Origin of the sequence: Vibrio sp. 10N.239.311.G01 (assembly GCF_041465805.1) — a bacterium.
GTDB classification, from domain to species: Bacteria; Pseudomonadota; Gammaproteobacteria; order Enterobacterales; family Vibrionaceae; genus Vibrio; species Vibrio crassostreae_C.
The window spans coordinates 68,026-84,333 of the sequence record NZ_JBFSRM010000019.1 but is presented as its reverse complement, the minus strand read 5'-3'; the positions used below and the strand labels follow the sequence as shown (position 1 = coordinate 84,333).

General features: G+C 44.1%; 14 protein-coding genes. 11 read left to right on the top strand and 3 right to left on the bottom strand.

What is annotated here, in order from left to right:
- Positions 1–343 precede the first annotated feature (343 nt).
- The 3 genes from AB6D06_RS15510 (at position 344) to AB6D06_RS15500 (ending at position 1,856) form a co-directional block, all read left to right on the top strand.
- The gene (locus AB6D06_RS15510) at positions 344–553 is read left to right on the top strand and encodes a cold-shock protein (protein ID WP_010430417.1); all 210 of its coding nucleotides are present in this window, start codon (positions 344–346) and stop codon (positions 551–553) included.
- Between the two features lie 117 nt (positions 554–670).
- Positions 671–1,210: a YaeQ family protein gene (locus AB6D06_RS15505; protein ID WP_017061727.1), complete on the top strand. Its 540-nt coding sequence runs from the start codon at positions 671–673 to the stop codon at positions 1,208–1,210.
- The gene (locus tag AB6D06_RS15500; protein WP_372110906.1) at positions 1,203–1,856 is read left to right on the top strand and encodes a hypothetical protein; all 654 of its coding nucleotides are present in this window, start codon (positions 1,203–1,205) and stop codon (positions 1,854–1,856) included. The genes AB6D06_RS15505 and AB6D06_RS15500 overlap by 8 nt, the downstream gene beginning before the upstream one ends.
- A 302-nt stretch (positions 1,857–2,158) precedes the next feature.
- Here AB6D06_RS15500 and folE read toward each other — a convergent pair whose 3' ends face one another.
- Positions 2,159–2,812 (bottom strand): GTP cyclohydrolase I FolE, encoded by a 654-nt coding sequence (gene folE / locus AB6D06_RS15495; protein WP_017061725.1) that lies wholly within the window; start codon positions 2,810–2,812, stop codon positions 2,159–2,161.
- A gap of 215 nt (positions 2,813–3,027) precedes the next feature.
- Here folE and moeA point away from each other — a divergent pair, with 215 nt between their 5' ends.
- From moeA to AB6D06_RS15460, 7 genes are all read left to right on the top strand, one after another.
- Positions 3,028–4,263 (top strand): molybdopterin molybdotransferase MoeA, encoded by a 1,236-nt coding sequence (gene moeA / locus AB6D06_RS15490; RefSeq protein WP_017061724.1) that lies wholly within the window; start codon positions 3,028–3,030, stop codon positions 4,261–4,263.
- 12 nt (positions 4,264–4,275) lie between these two features.
- On the top strand, positions 4,276–5,025 hold the full coding sequence (moeB, locus tag AB6D06_RS15485) for a molybdopterin-synthase adenylyltransferase MoeB (RefSeq protein WP_171733099.1): 750 nt from the start codon (positions 4,276–4,278) through the stop codon (positions 5,023–5,025).
- A 255-nt stretch (positions 5,026–5,280) separates the two neighbouring features.
- Positions 5,281–7,416, top strand: a complete 2,136-nt coding sequence (locus AB6D06_RS15480; RefSeq protein ID WP_372100303.1) for an LruC domain-containing protein — start codon at positions 5,281–5,283, stop codon at positions 7,414–7,416.
- 11 nt (positions 7,417–7,427) lie between these two features.
- On the top strand, positions 7,428–8,063 hold the full coding sequence (locus AB6D06_RS15475; protein ID WP_017064433.1) for a hypothetical protein: 636 nt from the start codon (positions 7,428–7,430) through the stop codon (positions 8,061–8,063).
- A 206-nt stretch (positions 8,064–8,269) separates the two neighbouring features.
- Positions 8,270–8,584 (top strand): hypothetical protein, encoded by a 315-nt coding sequence (locus AB6D06_RS15470; RefSeq protein WP_017061706.1) that lies wholly within the window; start codon positions 8,270–8,272, stop codon positions 8,582–8,584.
- Positions 8,585–8,707: 123 nt separating this feature from the next.
- Positions 8,708–9,556, top strand: coding sequence for a sulfurtransferase (locus AB6D06_RS15465; RefSeq protein ID WP_017065718.1), 849 nt, complete (start codon positions 8,708–8,710; stop codon positions 9,554–9,556).
- A gap of 385 nt (positions 9,557–9,941) precedes the next feature.
- Complete coding sequence (locus tag AB6D06_RS15460) at positions 9,942–12,236, top strand: putative bifunctional diguanylate cyclase/phosphodiesterase (RefSeq protein WP_372110902.1); 2,295 nt, start codon at positions 9,942–9,944, stop codon at positions 12,234–12,236.
- Between the two features lie 91 nt (positions 12,237–12,327).
- Here AB6D06_RS15460 and AB6D06_RS15455 read toward each other — a convergent pair whose 3' ends face one another.
- Together AB6D06_RS15455 and AB6D06_RS15450 are read right to left on the bottom strand one after the other, a co-directional pair.
- The gene (locus tag AB6D06_RS15455) at positions 12,328–13,698 is read right to left on the bottom strand and encodes a glycoside hydrolase family 18 protein (protein WP_372110899.1); all 1,371 of its coding nucleotides are present in this window, start codon (positions 13,696–13,698) and stop codon (positions 12,328–12,330) included.
- Between the two features lie 172 nt (positions 13,699–13,870).
- The gene (locus tag AB6D06_RS15450; RefSeq protein ID WP_017065721.1) at positions 13,871–14,875 is read right to left on the bottom strand and encodes a sugar-binding transcriptional regulator; all 1,005 of its coding nucleotides are present in this window, start codon (positions 14,873–14,875) and stop codon (positions 13,871–13,873) included.
- Between the two features lie 459 nt (positions 14,876–15,334).
- Here AB6D06_RS15450 and tal point away from each other — a divergent pair, with 459 nt between their 5' ends.
- A complete protein-coding gene (gene tal / locus AB6D06_RS15445; RefSeq protein ID WP_009845571.1) occupies positions 15,335–16,285 on the top strand; it encodes a transaldolase in 951 nt (316 codons plus the stop codon).
- Positions 16,286–16,308: the final 23 nt, after the last annotated feature.

Here is a 16,308-nt window from a genome sequence, read left to right as displayed (position 1 = left end):
ATGAATGCGCTAAAACAGTGCATTGACTCCAAATTCGTCATCAATTTCGACCACCTTTTTCACAAAAACTACAACAAATCACCATACAACTGTAACTCCATGATATTTAAGGAATGCAAAGTTTGACTACCCCCAAGTTTCTGCAACCTTTCCCTATGTATTCGATTGACTATCCCCTGATTTGATTTAGACTCGTTTCCGGCTAGAAAGAAAGTTCTTTGTATATAAACATTTCGTTGGATTACTAGTAACCCCGTTGTGTTGTACGCAATAGCAATAAACTTTTCCGCGCTATCAGTGCCACAATTGGCTCAAAATAAAAATTTAATTTTAGGATATCATCATGTCTAACACAGTTACTGGTACAGTAAAATGGTTCAACGAAACTAAAGGCTTCGGCTTCATTCAACAAGAAAACGGCCCAGACGTATTCGCACACTTCTCTGCTATCACTGGCGACGGTTTCAAAACTCTTGCTGAAGGCCAAAAAGTTGAGTTCGTAGTATCTCAAGGTCAAAAAGGCCCACAAGCTGACAGCATCAAAGTACTTTAATTTAGTATTTTAAAGCTTTCTAAAAATAGCCAGCCTCTGCTGGCTATTTTTTTACCCGCTATTCAGAGATTTAAGGTAATATTCCCCTTCACTATTTCTACCTAAGACACCCTCTCAATGGCTCTTAAACCCACAATCTACAAGTTTCGTATCTCTTTAACCGATATGAATCGCGACTATTACGACTCTTTCAATCTAACGGTTGCACAACACCCTTCTGAAACAGAACAGCGAATGATGGCTCGAATCATGGCTTTCTGTATCAATGCGTCTCCTGAACTTGAGTTCACTAAAGGGTTGTCTAGCATTGAAGAACCCGATTTATGGCAGAAGTCGTTAGACGATCAAATCCTAGAATGGGTCGATGTGGGCGAACCCGATCCAGAGCGTGTTAAGAAGGCAACTCGCCTATCTAAATCAGTACGCGTATTCAGCTTCAACACTAAATCAAACGTTTGGTGGGAGCAGAACAAAGGTAAATTCGGCTACCTAAAAGCTCAGATCGTTCGTCTAGACAACGATGGTATTGAGCAGCTAGCGGCGATGACACAACGTACGATGGATCTTTCAGTCATGCTGACGGGTAACTCTGCTTTCATTAACAGCGATACTCAATCGGCAGAAGTAACGTGGGAAGAGCTACAGAGTAATGACTGAGCGTCCAACCCCGAATAATTCGCAAACAGCAGCTAGCCAGCTAGAAGAAGCCAAGCAACAAGCCGACGCGCAGCAAGAAATCAAAGCTAAACAACAAGCTAGAACCAAGCTTCACCAGTGTTTAAAAGAAGCAGGTTTAGGTTCAGTCAAAGCGCTCTCGACAGGCTACGAGAAAGAGCTGTCGTCATTTATTGATGAAAACCACGCTTTGTTTAAACACGCTTGCGAGAACAAGCCGGAGAACTCTGCACGTCAGACGTTGCTTGGCTTGCTAACCAAGGTACATATCGATGCAAGCTATCGCTTTGAAAGCAATAAAGAAGCGAATGAGGCGATGCAAAATGTATTCGATAATACAGTGGGAACTGAGCACAGCGACAAGTTACAAAACTCTAACGCTCAACAGTTAAAACTAGTCACGCATTTGTGGTTGTTCATTCAAGGACGACTAGGAATGGATTACAGCCTAGCCAATGATCACGCAGCTGTAGCCGCTACGCTACTGTCTCGTATATCGAGAAGCAGTGATGATGAGATTCGCGTAGAGTTAATGGCGAGTTTTTACGATGGTTTGAGCATCTATCAAGCCGAGAACAAGCCATCCGGTATTGTTCACCACTTAAAGCGTTTGTTTAACCTTTCTTAAGCACTCCACCAGCGACTGATTCTAGTTACGCTCTATATGCTTTCAACAAACGTTAAGATATAGAGCGTGCTTTTTCTGCTTGGCCGCAACAGATTCCCTATTACGTTCATTCCTCACTTTAGGGAATGGCGAAAGTGAATAAGTCGCTCATTCTTCACTTTAGGGAATAACAGCATTCTCAGCCATTACAGTTGACTTCATTGCAGGCGTAAAAAAGCCCCGCATAAAGCGAGGCTTAGAATATATTTCAATGAACATCAATTTACAGAGGCTAAATTGAATTCATCTAATAATGCAGTGAATCAACGCAGGCCGTGTAAGAACTCGTGGCGCGTTGCTGGGTTTGATCTGAAGATACCGCCCAGAGCTGTTGTTGTCGTTTCGCTAGTCGCGTCCATTACACCGCGTGATTTCACGCAGTAATGAACCGCATCCATGGTGACAGCAACGTCATCAGTTTCGAGTAGCGTTTGCAGTGCAACAAGGATCTGCTGCGTCATACGCTCTTGAACTTGTGGGCGCTGAGCAAAGAATCGAACAATACGGTTAATCTTTGAAAGACCAATGATTTTTCCACGCGGGATATAAGCGACCGCAGTCTTACCATCAATCGTCACTAAGTGGTGCTCACAAGTACTGGTCACGGTAATGTCTTTTACTCGTACCATCTCACGAACGCCCATCTTGTTTTCGATTACCGTAATTTTAGGGAAATTGGCGTAATCCAAACCAGAGAAAATTTCATCCACGTACATTTTAGCAATACGTTGCGGTGTTTCTTCCAGACTATCGTCCGTAAGATCAAGTTCAAGGAGAGTGAGAATCTCACGCATATGGTGTTCGATTCGTTCCTTTTTCTCTTCTCGGCTAACCTGGTTTGGACTCATTGGTGTCTCTAAACCACGGCTTGCTAGCGCATCTTTAACCAACTTCGCTGATTCGCTAAGACCTGACATTGAACTTCCTCTTTTATTACCCCTTCTGGATGGCAAACAAGGATACTCGGAATTTTGAATAAATACACCCATATTTTAAGGGAGGTCATTATTTACGGGGCTTAAACTGTGCTAGAGTGGCTAGAATTTCGTTGGCGAATCAGGTGCTCTGATCATTATTTAACCACCATTGCCAACCACAAAATCAAAATAATAACGATCAAAGGATTTCAATTATGGGCTGTTGCGACGCTCCGGGCTTGATGCCAATTGAAGAAGCACTAGATAAGCTGCTATCGCCAATTCAACCTATTCGAACGACCTTATCACTGCCATTGGCAGAAGCATTGGGTTACGTACTTGCTGAAGATATTCTATCCCCTATTTTCGTACCTCCTTTTGATAACTCAGCAATGGACGGCTATGCACTGCGCTTAGCAGACCTAGAGAACAGTAAAGTGCTGCCTTTAGCGGGCAAGTCCTTTGCAGGTCAACCTTTTGAAGGTGAATGGCCAGCAAACACCTGTATTCGCATTATGACTGGCGCAAAGATCCCGGAAGGTTGTGACGTCGTAATCATGCAAGAAAACACGGCTGAAACTGACGCTGGCATTGAGATTCAGCAAGACGACATCAAGCTGAACAATAACATTCGCCCTACCGGTGACGACATCAAGCAAGGCGATATCGTTCTTAGCCGTGGCGAACGTTTAACACCTCGTGACATTCCAATGATTGCTTCGCTCGGTGTGAGTCATGTAACTGTGGCACACAAACCTAAAGTCGCTTTCTTCTCTACTGGCGATGAGCTCAAGCCATTAGGTCAGCCTCTTGAAGATGGTCAGATCTACGACAGCAACCGCTACGGTATCAAACCACTGATTGAAGCGTTTGGTTGCGAAGCAATTGACCTAGGTATTATTCCTGATTGCCCTGCAACGCTTAAAGAAACCTTTGTAAAAGCGCAAGAACTGGCAGACGTAGTTGTCACTTCTGGTGGCGTAAGTGTCGGCGAAGCTGATTACACCAAAGACATTCTTGAAGAGCTTGGCGAAATCGGCTTTTGGAAACTAGCAATCAAACCAGGTAAACCATTCGCATTTGGTGAGCTAGACAACGCTTGGTTCTGTGGCCTACCGGGTAACCCAGTGTCTGCAATGATGACCATGTACGTGTTAGTTCAACCTATGCTGGCTAAACTTGCCGGTCACACTGCGTGGACAGCACCAGAATCGATTCCTGCGATCACTAAATCTGCATTCAAAAAAGGCCCAGGCCGTACTGATTATCAACGTGGTATTTACTCGATTGAAAACGGTAAGTTTGTAGTAGAAACAACAGGTAACCAAAGCTCTGGCGCTTTCCGCTCAATGAGCTTAGCAAACTGCTTTGTGGTACTAGAGCGCGAACGTGGCCGTGTTGAAGTCGGTGAAACGGTTCAGATTCAACTGTTTAACTCCACGCTTTACTAACGAGGCTTGCTGATGGAAATACTGTCTGACGCAGAGATGCTTCGTTACAATCGCCAGATCATTCTCAAACAGTTTGATTTTGAAGGTCAAGAAGCGCTGAAACAGAGTTCAATCTTAGTGTTAGGTGCGGGTGGTTTAGGCTGTGCCTCTGCTCAATACCTTGCGACTGCGGGCATTGGTAAGCTAATGCTGATCGACGACGATGTTGTCGAGCTTTCAAATTTGCAGCGACAAGTACTTCACACCGATACTGATATTGGTAAGAAGAAGGTCGATTCTGCCGCTGAATCTTTGCAGGTATTGAACCCGCATCTGACGATTGAAACTGTCGAACACAGGCTTGATGACGAGGCACTTGGCAAGTTAATTGAAGCACACTCGCTTGTTCTTGATGCCAGTGACAACGTCGAAACGCGCAATCAGTTGAACCGCTTATGTTACGCATCAAAAACGCCTCTAGTATCGGGCGCTGCGATTCGCATGGAAGGTCAGATTAGCGTATTCACTTATCAAGATGAAAATGCACCTTGCTACCAGTGCTTGAGCGCTCTATTCGGCAACGCTGCTCTAAGCTGTGTTGAAGCCGGTGTGATGGCACCTGTTGTTGGCATGGTTGGCGCGGCTCAGGCTTTGGAAGCTATCAAGGTTATTGCCGGGTTTGGACAACCAAAGCAAGGCAAGCTTTTGATTCTCGATGCCATGTCTCACAGCTGGCGTGAAATGAATTTAATGAAGATGCCTAATTGTTCGGTGTGTGGATAAGCTAAATCATATCCCCTCTTATCGAAAACTTAAGCCTTGACTATATGTTGGGGCTTTTTTATATCTCAACGTCAGCATCTCAACTCGCTTTATCAATTTGAAATACTCTATGAGAGATTAGTTTCATTTGAGTTCTCATTTTGAGAATACAATAAAAAAATCAGCACCACAAAATATAATCGTTAAAAATCAACGTGTTAAATTTGGCACATAACTTGTAACTATATTTGTACCTTCCATCACAAGGATGTAGATATGAGAATTACAACGTTAAGTTTGCTATTAAGTGCCCCTCTAGTCGCCAACGCAGCGCCATTCGATACCTGCCCTAGTCAAGCATACCTCTTTCAGTCGAAACCCGTTGAAGTTTGGGGTGTAAACCTAGTGACCGGCTCAACCACTCTGTTAGAAGACGATACGGGTATGAATGCCAATATCAATGGTGTTGGTTTCGACTTTCAAGACAGATATATTTATGGCTATGACACCACCAACAAACGCTTGGTGCGCCTTGGACAGGATTTCCAAGCTGAAGTTATCAATACCAGTGGCTTACCAACCGATCACACTTTCTATGTCGGCGACGTCTATGACCATGTTTACTACTTGTATCGTACAGGTAAGGGACTATTTACTGTTGACCTCTCTCCTTTAGACTCTGATCCGAATGCGACCGTCACGGTCAACAAAATCGCAGGCAGCCCAGCAACTGTAAAATTGACTGATTTCGCCTTTCATCCAAGTGATGGCTCTTTATATGGTATCGATAATAACTCTGGTGGCTTATACAGCTTCAACCCTACAACTGGTGCCGAAACCTACATCGGAGACACCGGCGAGTTAGGTACGTTCGGTGCTGGCTATTTTGATGTCAACGGCTACTACTACGTATCTCGAAACCAAGACGGTAAAATTTACCGTATCAATCTGTCTCCAGACAACGCTGCCAATATCGCGGCAGGTATTGTTCCAGCCGTTGAATTTGTTTCGAATGGCCCAGCTTCTGGTCAAAACGATGGTGCTCGTTGTGCTAATGCACCTGTTGTTGATGAAGACTCAAACATCGACTTCGGTGATGCTCCAGACAGCTACCTAACGTTACTGGCGAGCAATGGCCCTCGACATGAACTCGATGGCATCACATGGTTAGGTACAACTCCTCCAGATGCGGATTTAGATGGTTATGTCACACCTCAATCAGATGAAACTGTCGGGGTGGATGATGAATGGGCAAACGGTGGTATCGGTTTTGTAACCGCACTTGAAGCTGGTCTTGATTCAAAAGTGGTGATTGAGGCTTCAACAACCGGTTACCTTTCGGCTTGGATAGATTGGAACCAAGATGGCAGTTTCGATGGCGCCAACGAGCAAGTGTTTACAGATTACGCGCTCGATGCTGGTGAAAACGATCTGTTCCTTAATGTTGATATCAACGCACTAACCGGTACTACGTGGGCTAGATTTAGATTCAGCCAACAAACCAACCTAAGTTATTTTGGCGGTTCAACCTCTGGTGAGGTGGTCGATATTCAAGTCGATGTCCTTAACGATGGTGCCACCGCTCGTTACTTCCCAAGTGCTTCTGGTTACGCAACGCTCGCGTACGAAGATAACTGGCCATATAAAGCCGACTACGACATGAACGATGCTGTTCTTATGTATCGCATTACCGAGATCCTTAAAGATGGAAAGGTCGTTAAATCCACCATCGACGGACGCTTAGCTGCTGTCGGGGCATCGTACAGAAATGGTTTTGCTGTTCGACTTCCTAACCTAGACCCGAGCTTGGTGAGTAGTGGTAGCTCTTACATGAAACACAACGGCGTATTCACTGACCTTGACCTAGAAGATGGACGTAGCGAAGCAATCTTTGTTATCGCCAATGACCTGACAGAAAAAATCAGCACTGGCTGTACCTTCTACCGCACCAGTAATGGATGTAAAGAAGATGAGCAGTTCTCGTTCCAAATTGGTATTACTTTAGCCGGTGACGGTGTGAGTACTGGCAGCTGGACCGATATGCCTTACGACCCGTTCATCTTCGCAACGCCTGGGTATTATCATGGTGAAAACCTACCTCTACATCCAGGACGCAGCTGGGAGGTTCACTTGCCAGACCAAGCTCCAACCGAAGCATTTGATACCACTAACCTCTTTGAAGCTGGTTTAGGCGTCGATGACAGTAATCCATCAACAGGTAAATACTTCAAAACAGTAGAAAACCACCCTTGGGCACTAATAGTGACTTCGGATGACGAATGGGAGTGGCCTTTAGAGTACGTCGATATTGTTACCGCTTACCCAGGGTTTAAAGAATACGCAGAATCCGGCGGTGAAACGAACCAAACATGGTACCAATCACCTGCAGACAACCAACGTTACGAACCATAAGGAGAGACGTTATGACTATTCACACTAAACAATATCGAGACAATCATTGCGTTGATTCAAGTCGCAATCTCTTTGAGGAAAAACGTATGTCTGTACAAAGCACTTGGAACATCAAGAAGTCACTAGCCGTTATTTTAGCTGCAGCGCCATTAGTATTAGCCGGCTGTGGAGGCGGCGGCGGTGGGGGCGGAAGTACATCTACGGCATCACCATCTACACCCTCGACACCTGCAACTCCGTCGAATCCGGTAACAGCAACGACTCCGGTAACAGCAACGCCTTCGCCGTCTCCCGCGACAAGTGCGGTAGCAGCGCAGAGCTATACGATGAGTGATTTGGTGGTACCTGATGGATTTGACTACAACTCTGTTGAACAGTTTGATCTCAACATTGACATCAGCAGCATTTCGACAGACCGTTCTTTTGTGACCGTTTATAGCCGCTTTAGTACAAGAGATGACTCAACCTTGAAGCCGGATTACTCCAGCAAGGTCATTGCGGGCCCACTAGATAACGGTGTGTTCGCCTCCAACTTTGCAGCACCAGTAAACCATGACGCACTCTTGATAGAGATTTGGTTTTACGATGGTCAACCTCCATTACAACAAGTGGTTTCTAGCGGCGACTCTCAGATTGTCTGGCAGTAAATTGTTTAACAGCAGGTAACTTGTCGTTAGCGAGATCTCTGACGAAACAGAGTCAAAATGGATTGTTTGTAAGTAGGAAGTGAGCAGAAATGCTCACTTTTTTATTTTCGTCGAAGAGCAGTTAATTCAGCTTTCTTAGCGAGTAGCATTCACTTTACCACCAACCTCACTTATATTTTCAACATAACCTTCAAAGACTTACTCTCATGAAACAGTTAAAAATAGGTCTATTTATCTTAATGTGTGGCGTAGGCGTGTTAGTTGCCCTTGCCTATTTCCCGCTAACATCAGAGACGGGGCAACGTATTCAAGCCAAAGTAATTTCGAACACGCTTACTCAATCCTTAGATGGGCACAGGCGTTATCTGACGGTTCAGACAAAAGATAATGACGTATTTCGGCTCTCTATTGCTCCTACCACAGACTGCCCTATTGATTCTGTGGTCGCGCTTGATACATTAAACAATCAAATAACCGGACAAAGCAGTTATCAGTTCATCCACTGTCGAGCTGCACAGTAGCCATCGATGCAACAACGGTATTCGTAAAGCAACTGTATTCGCAAAAGCAACAGTAATCGCTCTACCACTGTATTCGCTAAAACAGTAAGAATCGCTAAAACAACAAGAATGGATATAACAATAATGAATCAGCCACTCATCTCACCACAACAACTTCAACAACGTTTGCTAGCAGAAGACAATATCATCATCCTCGACGCCAGCATCGAGTTTCAAATTCCAAGCGAGTCAGAAAAGATCAAAGGACAAATGATTCCTGGTGCTATTCGTTTTGACTACGACAAAGACTTTTGTAACAAGCACACTCTGCTTCCTCACATGTTTCCGAGCGAAAAACACTTCAACACTCGCGCAAAAGAAATTGGCATCAATCAAGACAGTACGATTGTGGTTTACGATAACTCCGGAACCTTCGCTTCTCCTCGTGCGTGGTGGATGTTTATGGCAATGGGACACAACGACGTATTCATCTTAGATGGCGGTTTGCCAGCTTGGATCGAAGCCGGTTACGCGACCGAGACTGACTATCGCACCGAAGTAAAAGCGGGCAATTTTGAAGGCCATATTCAAGACAACTACTTTGTCAGTGCTCAGCAGATTGAAGGTTACTCAACTGACAAGAGCGCAAACATTGTAGATGCTCGTTCTCAAGCTCGTTTCGATTCAGAAGTTCCTGAACCACGTGAAGGCTTGCGTAGTGGCCATATACCGAATTCTATTTGCCTACCATTTGCCCAAGTACTCAAAAACGGCAAGTTAAAGTCCCAAGAAGAGCTTATTGATATCTTTTCAACGCTAGAATTAACGCCTTCTCAACCTATGTTCTTTAGCTGTGGCTCTGGCGTAACAGCTTGCATCATATTATTAGCCGCTAAACTCGCTGGCTATAACGGTGAAATGGGTGTTTACGATGGTTCATGGACGGAATGGGGTGCTAACGACAAACTCCCTATCGCCGTGACTAAAAAGTAATTCAACTTCGCTTAATGCAACTATTAGAATATACTGCGCATGCATAAAGAGCTTACTGATAATGATGGCCCCACGTCTCATGAAGTAAGCCTCTATGTCGCAGTTAACGCTATGTTCATTTGAGACCAAGACTCGATTCACGCCGTTTGATTTGTAACCCACATCAACTTGCTAACCATAATTCGTGATTAATCATAAACTAATCGTTATCGACGTTATGAATACTAATTTTTCACTCAAGAATCTCTGCTCGTAGTCGTTACACTATTTAATCATTAATACTTTCATCATTGATGTTTGTATTTTTCGTTGCATGAATCGCGCTGACAACCCAATAGTTTGTCACTTGCAGTCTGTTAAAAGTAGTAACCAACAAAGGCATCTCATGGCTCTATTTAAGCAAAATATCTGGTCGCTGTACGCGTTTGTCGTACTACTGACCCTGATACTTTTCGCCGCGTTGGGAATAACAAACTGGAAAGCAAACAGAGACGACTTCATAGAGCAGCAACACATTCAGGTTGAGCTTTTTTCTAGCTCCGTCAACTCGCTGCTGACCAGTCAAGAAGCCTTGTTAGAAGTGGTTGGCCATCAACTGGCTCAACAGTCTGATTTCACACGTACTGCATCTATCCAGATTAGGCCAATATTAGACAAGCTACTTGAGACCCACCCTGCGATAGCAGCGTTTGGCTTGTTGAACACCGACGGTGATTACCTCTCGATTAGCTCAAATCTCGAACTTGCGAATCAAAGGAACTTGCTGCAATACGCGCCAACCAGAGGCTCCTTCCTAGACGCCCTATCAAGCAGTAGCATGGTGCTTGGCCGTACCTATTTTCAAGATTCGTTGAATAGCTTAGTCATCCCGCTGAGAAAATCCATTTCAATCGATGGCAAGAAAACCGATGCAGTAATGACCGCAGGGCTACGATTAGACGCAACGATCGTATTTGAAAATAATGCTCACGCCGGAAGTTTCAATACACTAAGCCTGATCAGAAAAGACAGCTATCGCCAGTTTTATTCAAGTGATATTGAATCTGAGAGTGCCTATTCCTCTCCAGTCGGCAAAGATGTCATACAGCGTATTGCAAGTATCTTTACCGACCACTTCGGAATTAGCGTACAAGAAGCGATGAATGGGCAAGAAACCTATTCTTTTGTCGTCGACGATGAAGAGTACCACTCTTTGATGAGCGCGAAATACATCCCAAACTACAAATTATGGGTGGTAGGACGTACGGATCTAACTCACGTCGATAGTATATTCATACAAGAGTTCAGCATTCTTTTCGTTGCCTTTATTTTTCTTCAGTTTGGTTTCTACTTTTTGGTTAAGTCGATTGCCAAGAATGAACAACGGACTCGTAGCCAACTCATTTATCAGGCGAACCATGACCCTTTAACCTCTCTGCCAAACCGTTTGTACATGCGTAGAAACATTGGTAAATGGATTGACGATGAGTCAGAGCCATTTTCGCTGTTGTTTATCGATATCGATAACTTTAAATGCGTCAATGACACCCACGGGCATGACTTTGGAGATAAGGTTCTCAAACAGATCGCTTTGCGTTTGATGAGGTTCCGATCTCGCCTCAGCCTATTGGTACGTGAATCCAGTGATGAGTTTTTGTTCTTGACGCCCTTGTCGAATGAAGCTGAAATTAAACGACTCGCCAAGCGCATTATTGAAGTGCTTTCTCAACCTTATGAAGTTGAAAGCGCTCAGTTTTTGTTAGGTTGCAGCATCGGCGTAGCGCGTTTCCCAGAACACGGAAAAGATCTGGATAGCCTGTTACGTTCTGCCGATATTTCAATGTACAAAGCGAAACAGCAGCAAAACTCGTACAGTATTTTCACAACGGAAATGCAAGATGCTCATCTCTACAAAATGAAAGTAGAACAAAGGCTACGCATCGCTATCGAGAAACAAACGCTGTTCATGGTTTTCCAACCGCTGGTTCGTGCAAATGAAAGTATTCATGGTGTAGAAGCACTCGTGCGCTGGATTGATGAGGAATTGGGTTTTGTTCCGCCAGATGTCTTTATACCGATAGCAGAGAACACGGGTTTAATGCAAAAACTGGGGACTTTTATTATTGAGTCCAGCATTATGCAGATCGCCCACTTGCACCGAACAACAGAACAAAAAATCGGGCTGTCGATCAACATATCAGTGCGTCAGTTTTCTCATCAATCCTTCTCTGAGCACTTGTTCGCGACACTAGAAAAGTATCAACTCTCTCCTAGCTGTGTAACGCTAGAAATTACCGAGAGCTTGTTCATTGAAGATGTGACTTTGGTGAAACCGACTTTTGAAGCCCTCAAAGAGAAGAATATAAAGATCTCTTTAGATGATTTCGGGACAGGTTATTCATCACTAAGTATGTTGAAAGCACTGCCTATCGATGAACTTAAAATCGATAAGAGCTTTATTGAGAACATTGCTGTCGATCAGCAGTCACTCACCATGGTGCAAAACATCATCGCAATCGGTAAGAACTTCGGCATGGTGGTATTAGCAGAAGGCGTAGAATCAAACGAACACTTCGCAATTCTAAAGGCATGTGGATGTGACTTAATGCAAGGCTATTACTTCTCTCGCCCTATTCCTTACGATGAGCTGGCTACTCACCTAAACAAGCAAGTGACCGAGCACGCGGAATGTTCTGTTTAAGAACGTGAGTTAAATAGACGAGCTAAATAAGGTAGGCGGCTAAACACCTACCTTATTTTCTAGGTATTTTCTGTTCAGTTATTTATTCATTTCACTTTTTATTCATTTCACTATGCATAACATCGATCAACTGCCCGGAAGGATCTCCTGATAATTCCCAAGTAAAAATGCCGCCTAGGTCTGATTTCTTCGCCCATTCTGCCTTTGCTTTAATAGAACGCTGATCTTCAAAAGATATGAATACTTTTTTATCTGGGTTCCACAAATAAGGTGCTTGAGCTTGCTCATCATACTTATACTCATAACCTTGTTTACTGCTGTAGTTATTCATAAGATCCCAAAACATGAAGTAACCGTTTTCACCGGTACCAAACTGCGCCCCTTGTTCAGAAACTAGGTCACCTTTAGGCAGCTCTCCAGCAAAGTCTTTTGTCCCTTGCCAACCTCGACCATAAAAAGCCGCCCCGATCACGAGCTTCTCGCTAGGAATACCTTGCTCTATCATCTGATTAATGAAGACATCAGCTCCCATTCCCCACCAACTACGCTCGGTGGCATGTAAGTTTGTTGTGTGACCTGTTTGAGTTCCCCAGCCTCCGAGGAAGTCATACGTCATCGCAAACATGTTCGTCAGATATGGGCTAGCTGCGTTCCAGTCAATTTGAGCTGCCTTAGCACCAACACCGACAGCCGTTGAAAGCTCGTAATCACTTTGAGTCGTCTTTGATAGAGCGTCCAAATCACTTCTGATTGTTTTTACTAAAAGAGTAAAAGCTTCACGCTCTAGCGCTTTTTGCTCATCCGTTAGTTTCGTCTCTGGGTTCCAAGGCGAAGTGGTTAAGCCGCCGCCTCCTGGGTATTCCCAATCAAGATCAATACCATCAAAGAAGTCGTATTTTTGGATCAATTCAACAGCAGTTTTTGAAAAGTGCGCAATGGCTTGAGGATCTTTCGCCATCGCATGGAAAGGTTCAGACATTGTCCACCCTCCAAATGAGGGCAAAATTTTGATATTTTGATTGTCGGCCTTCAGTTGAGCTAACTGGGCAAAGTGACCTTTATAGGCGACATCAACACCCACGTCTCCGAAATCGACTTCTAACGCAGCTTCTTTATCCACAATAATCGCGGTATATGGTTGTTTGTCTGCACATTGCTGCTGAATTTGTTTTTGGACGGGCTCACCAGCACCGCTATGAGGACCACACATGCTCAAGAAGGCGTAAATAATATGTGAGAGCTTGTCTGCAGGTATGTCGTCAACGGTATAAGGGTTGTCTTTATTCAGATATTGCCAATCCGCAAAATACCCTGCGACGACTTTATCATCGGCATGTACTGTAGGTGTGAGCATACAAACCGTGGCTATTGAGCTAAGCCCAAAGATAGAAATAGATTTAAAGATAGAACTTGATTGGTCACTGTTGCTAGAAATAGCGTGTGTGATAAATGACAGTTTCATAATTATCTCCTTTAGTGTGGCTTAACATTAAAGAGTGATAATTCTTTCAACCGCTGAACAAATTCACTATTCGAGTCATGTCTAATAGTTATCCCCCTTATTGCACTGGTTTCATTAGGGGGAATTTCCATGATTACTCAAATAGTGAATTCAACGAAGCATAAATATCTTACTATTCACTGCCGTTTGGTTTATTCACGCTAAGTTGTTCGTCCAAGTTAAGTACCGTCAAAGCATTACTTACGCTGGTCGCTATCACATCGACCACACCGGTCCTTAGTGCGCCTAATAGAGCTAATGGCTTACTGTTCTCGGCTGCAATGGCAATGACTTCTGCAATTGGGCGGAATTCTTCCAAGGCCAAACCAATCACACGGTCACTCATTACTGTGTTTGCTGTTTTACCGTGAACATCGAAAAAGTCATAACCCGCAAAGTCACCGACGACTCCTTGCAATAAACGAGATTGAACGACCTCACCTGCGGTAAACCAACCTAAGTCGACCATATAGCTGTTTTCACTCATATCACCGATACCGACTAATGCAACATCGGCTTTTCGAGCGAGATCGAGTGTCTGCTTAACGGTGCTGTTTTCCATAAATGCGGTTTTTTGCGCTTTATTCTCGGCATAAGCCGGCGCGTATAAGGTTTCAGAAGATCCACCGTACTTTTTGGCTAGCTGCCTGCATATATGGTCGGCATTAAACATACCGCCTCTTGGGTGAATACCGCCGATACCACACACGAATTTGCAGTCTCGTGGCGTAATTACGCCAGTGTGGTGAGCAACAGACGATACGTTTCGCCCTTGTCCTACTGTCACCACCATACCGTTTTTCAGTGTACTGGTAAGATAATTAGACACTAAACCAGCAACCTGTAATCGCTGCTTCTCTTCATTTGGTTGGTCTAGTGCTACAAGAGCACGCTTTACACCAAATCGTTCGATCAAACGTTGCTCGATCTTCGCACTAAAGACGGGGTGATATTTCACGGTGATCTCAACAATGCCCTCATCTCGGGCTTGCTTGAGCATTCGACCAACCTTTGCACGGGAGATAGAGTACTTTTTAGATATCTCTTCTTGCGTGGCACCATCTTGATAATAAGCAACCGCTACTTCAGTGAGGAGATCAGTGTTTTCTTCGGAAACATCTTGGATATTCTTACTCATATACCACTCAACCAATATTTAACAATTATTTTACCTGCTTGAAGAACAAATGTTCGATGCTTAAGCAAGTGATACACAAGTTTACACCCCGAACATATGTAACAGCAAGGTACATTTGCTCATGGTCATAACCATGGTTTTGTTGTTGATTAATTCACCTCACTTTGCTCGTTAAACGTTTGCTTGCATAGCCCATGATTACTAGAGCGAAATATATTTGACTGAAGTCACCATACAGTACTATTTACCGTTGACTTTGGGGCTAGATCGGATAAATATGGCTACATCATTTACTCATCGAGCGATCAAATGTTCTGTGCAAATGTTCGTTCGGAGAAAAATTTAAATTAATGTAAGTTTGGCTCACTGGTACAACCATTGAGAACTTCATTAGTTAGCTTGCAAATGCCCACACCTCTCCCATTAATGAGGTGTTATGCGATACATAGGATGATCAAAATGAGCAATAAATTAGAGCAACTTCGTAAACTAACAACTGTTGTAGCTGACACTGGCGATATCGAAGCTATCAGCAAGTACACTCCTGAAGATGCAACAACTAACCCATCTCTAATTCTTAAAGCTGCTCAAATTGCTGAGTACGCTCCTCTAATCGATGCTTCTATCGAATACGCAAAAGCGCAAAGCGGTGATAAAGCACAGCAAGTTCAAGATACTTGCGACATGCTTAACGTGAACATCGGTAAAGAAATCCTAAAAGTTGTACCTGGCCGTATCTCTACTGAAGTCGATGCTCGTCTTTCTTACGACATGGAAGGCAGCGTTGCTAAAGCTCGTCAACTTATCAAAATGTACAACGACGCTGGTATCACTAACGACCGCATCCTTATCAAACTGGCTTCTACTTGGGAAGGCATCCGTGCTGCTGAAATCCTAGAGAAAGAAGGCATCAACTGTAACCTAACGCTTCTATTCTCTTTCGCTCAAGCTCGTGCTTGTGCTGAAGCTGGCGTATTCCTAATCTCTCCTTTCGTTGGTCGCATCATGGACTGGTACAAAGCGAAAGAAGGTCGTGATTTCGAAGCTTCAGAAGATCCAGGCGTAATCTCTGTTTCAGATATCTACAACTACTACAAAGACCACGGCTACAAAACTGTTGTTATGGGCGCAAGCTTCCGTAACATCGGCGAGATCCTTGAACTTGCTGGTTGTGACCGTCTAACTATCGCTCCTCAACTTCTAGCAGACCTAGAAGCAGCAGAAGGCGAAGTAGTAGAGAAGCTTATCGACTCTAACGGTACTAAAGAGCGTCCAGCAGCGATGACTCACGCTGAGTTCCTATGGGACCACAACCAAGATGCAATGGCTGTTGAGAAACTGGCTGAAGGCATCCGCAACTTCGCCGTTGACCAAGGCAAACTAGAAGACATGATCGCAGCTAAGCTGTAATCACTCTTACCAAATTCAAATAG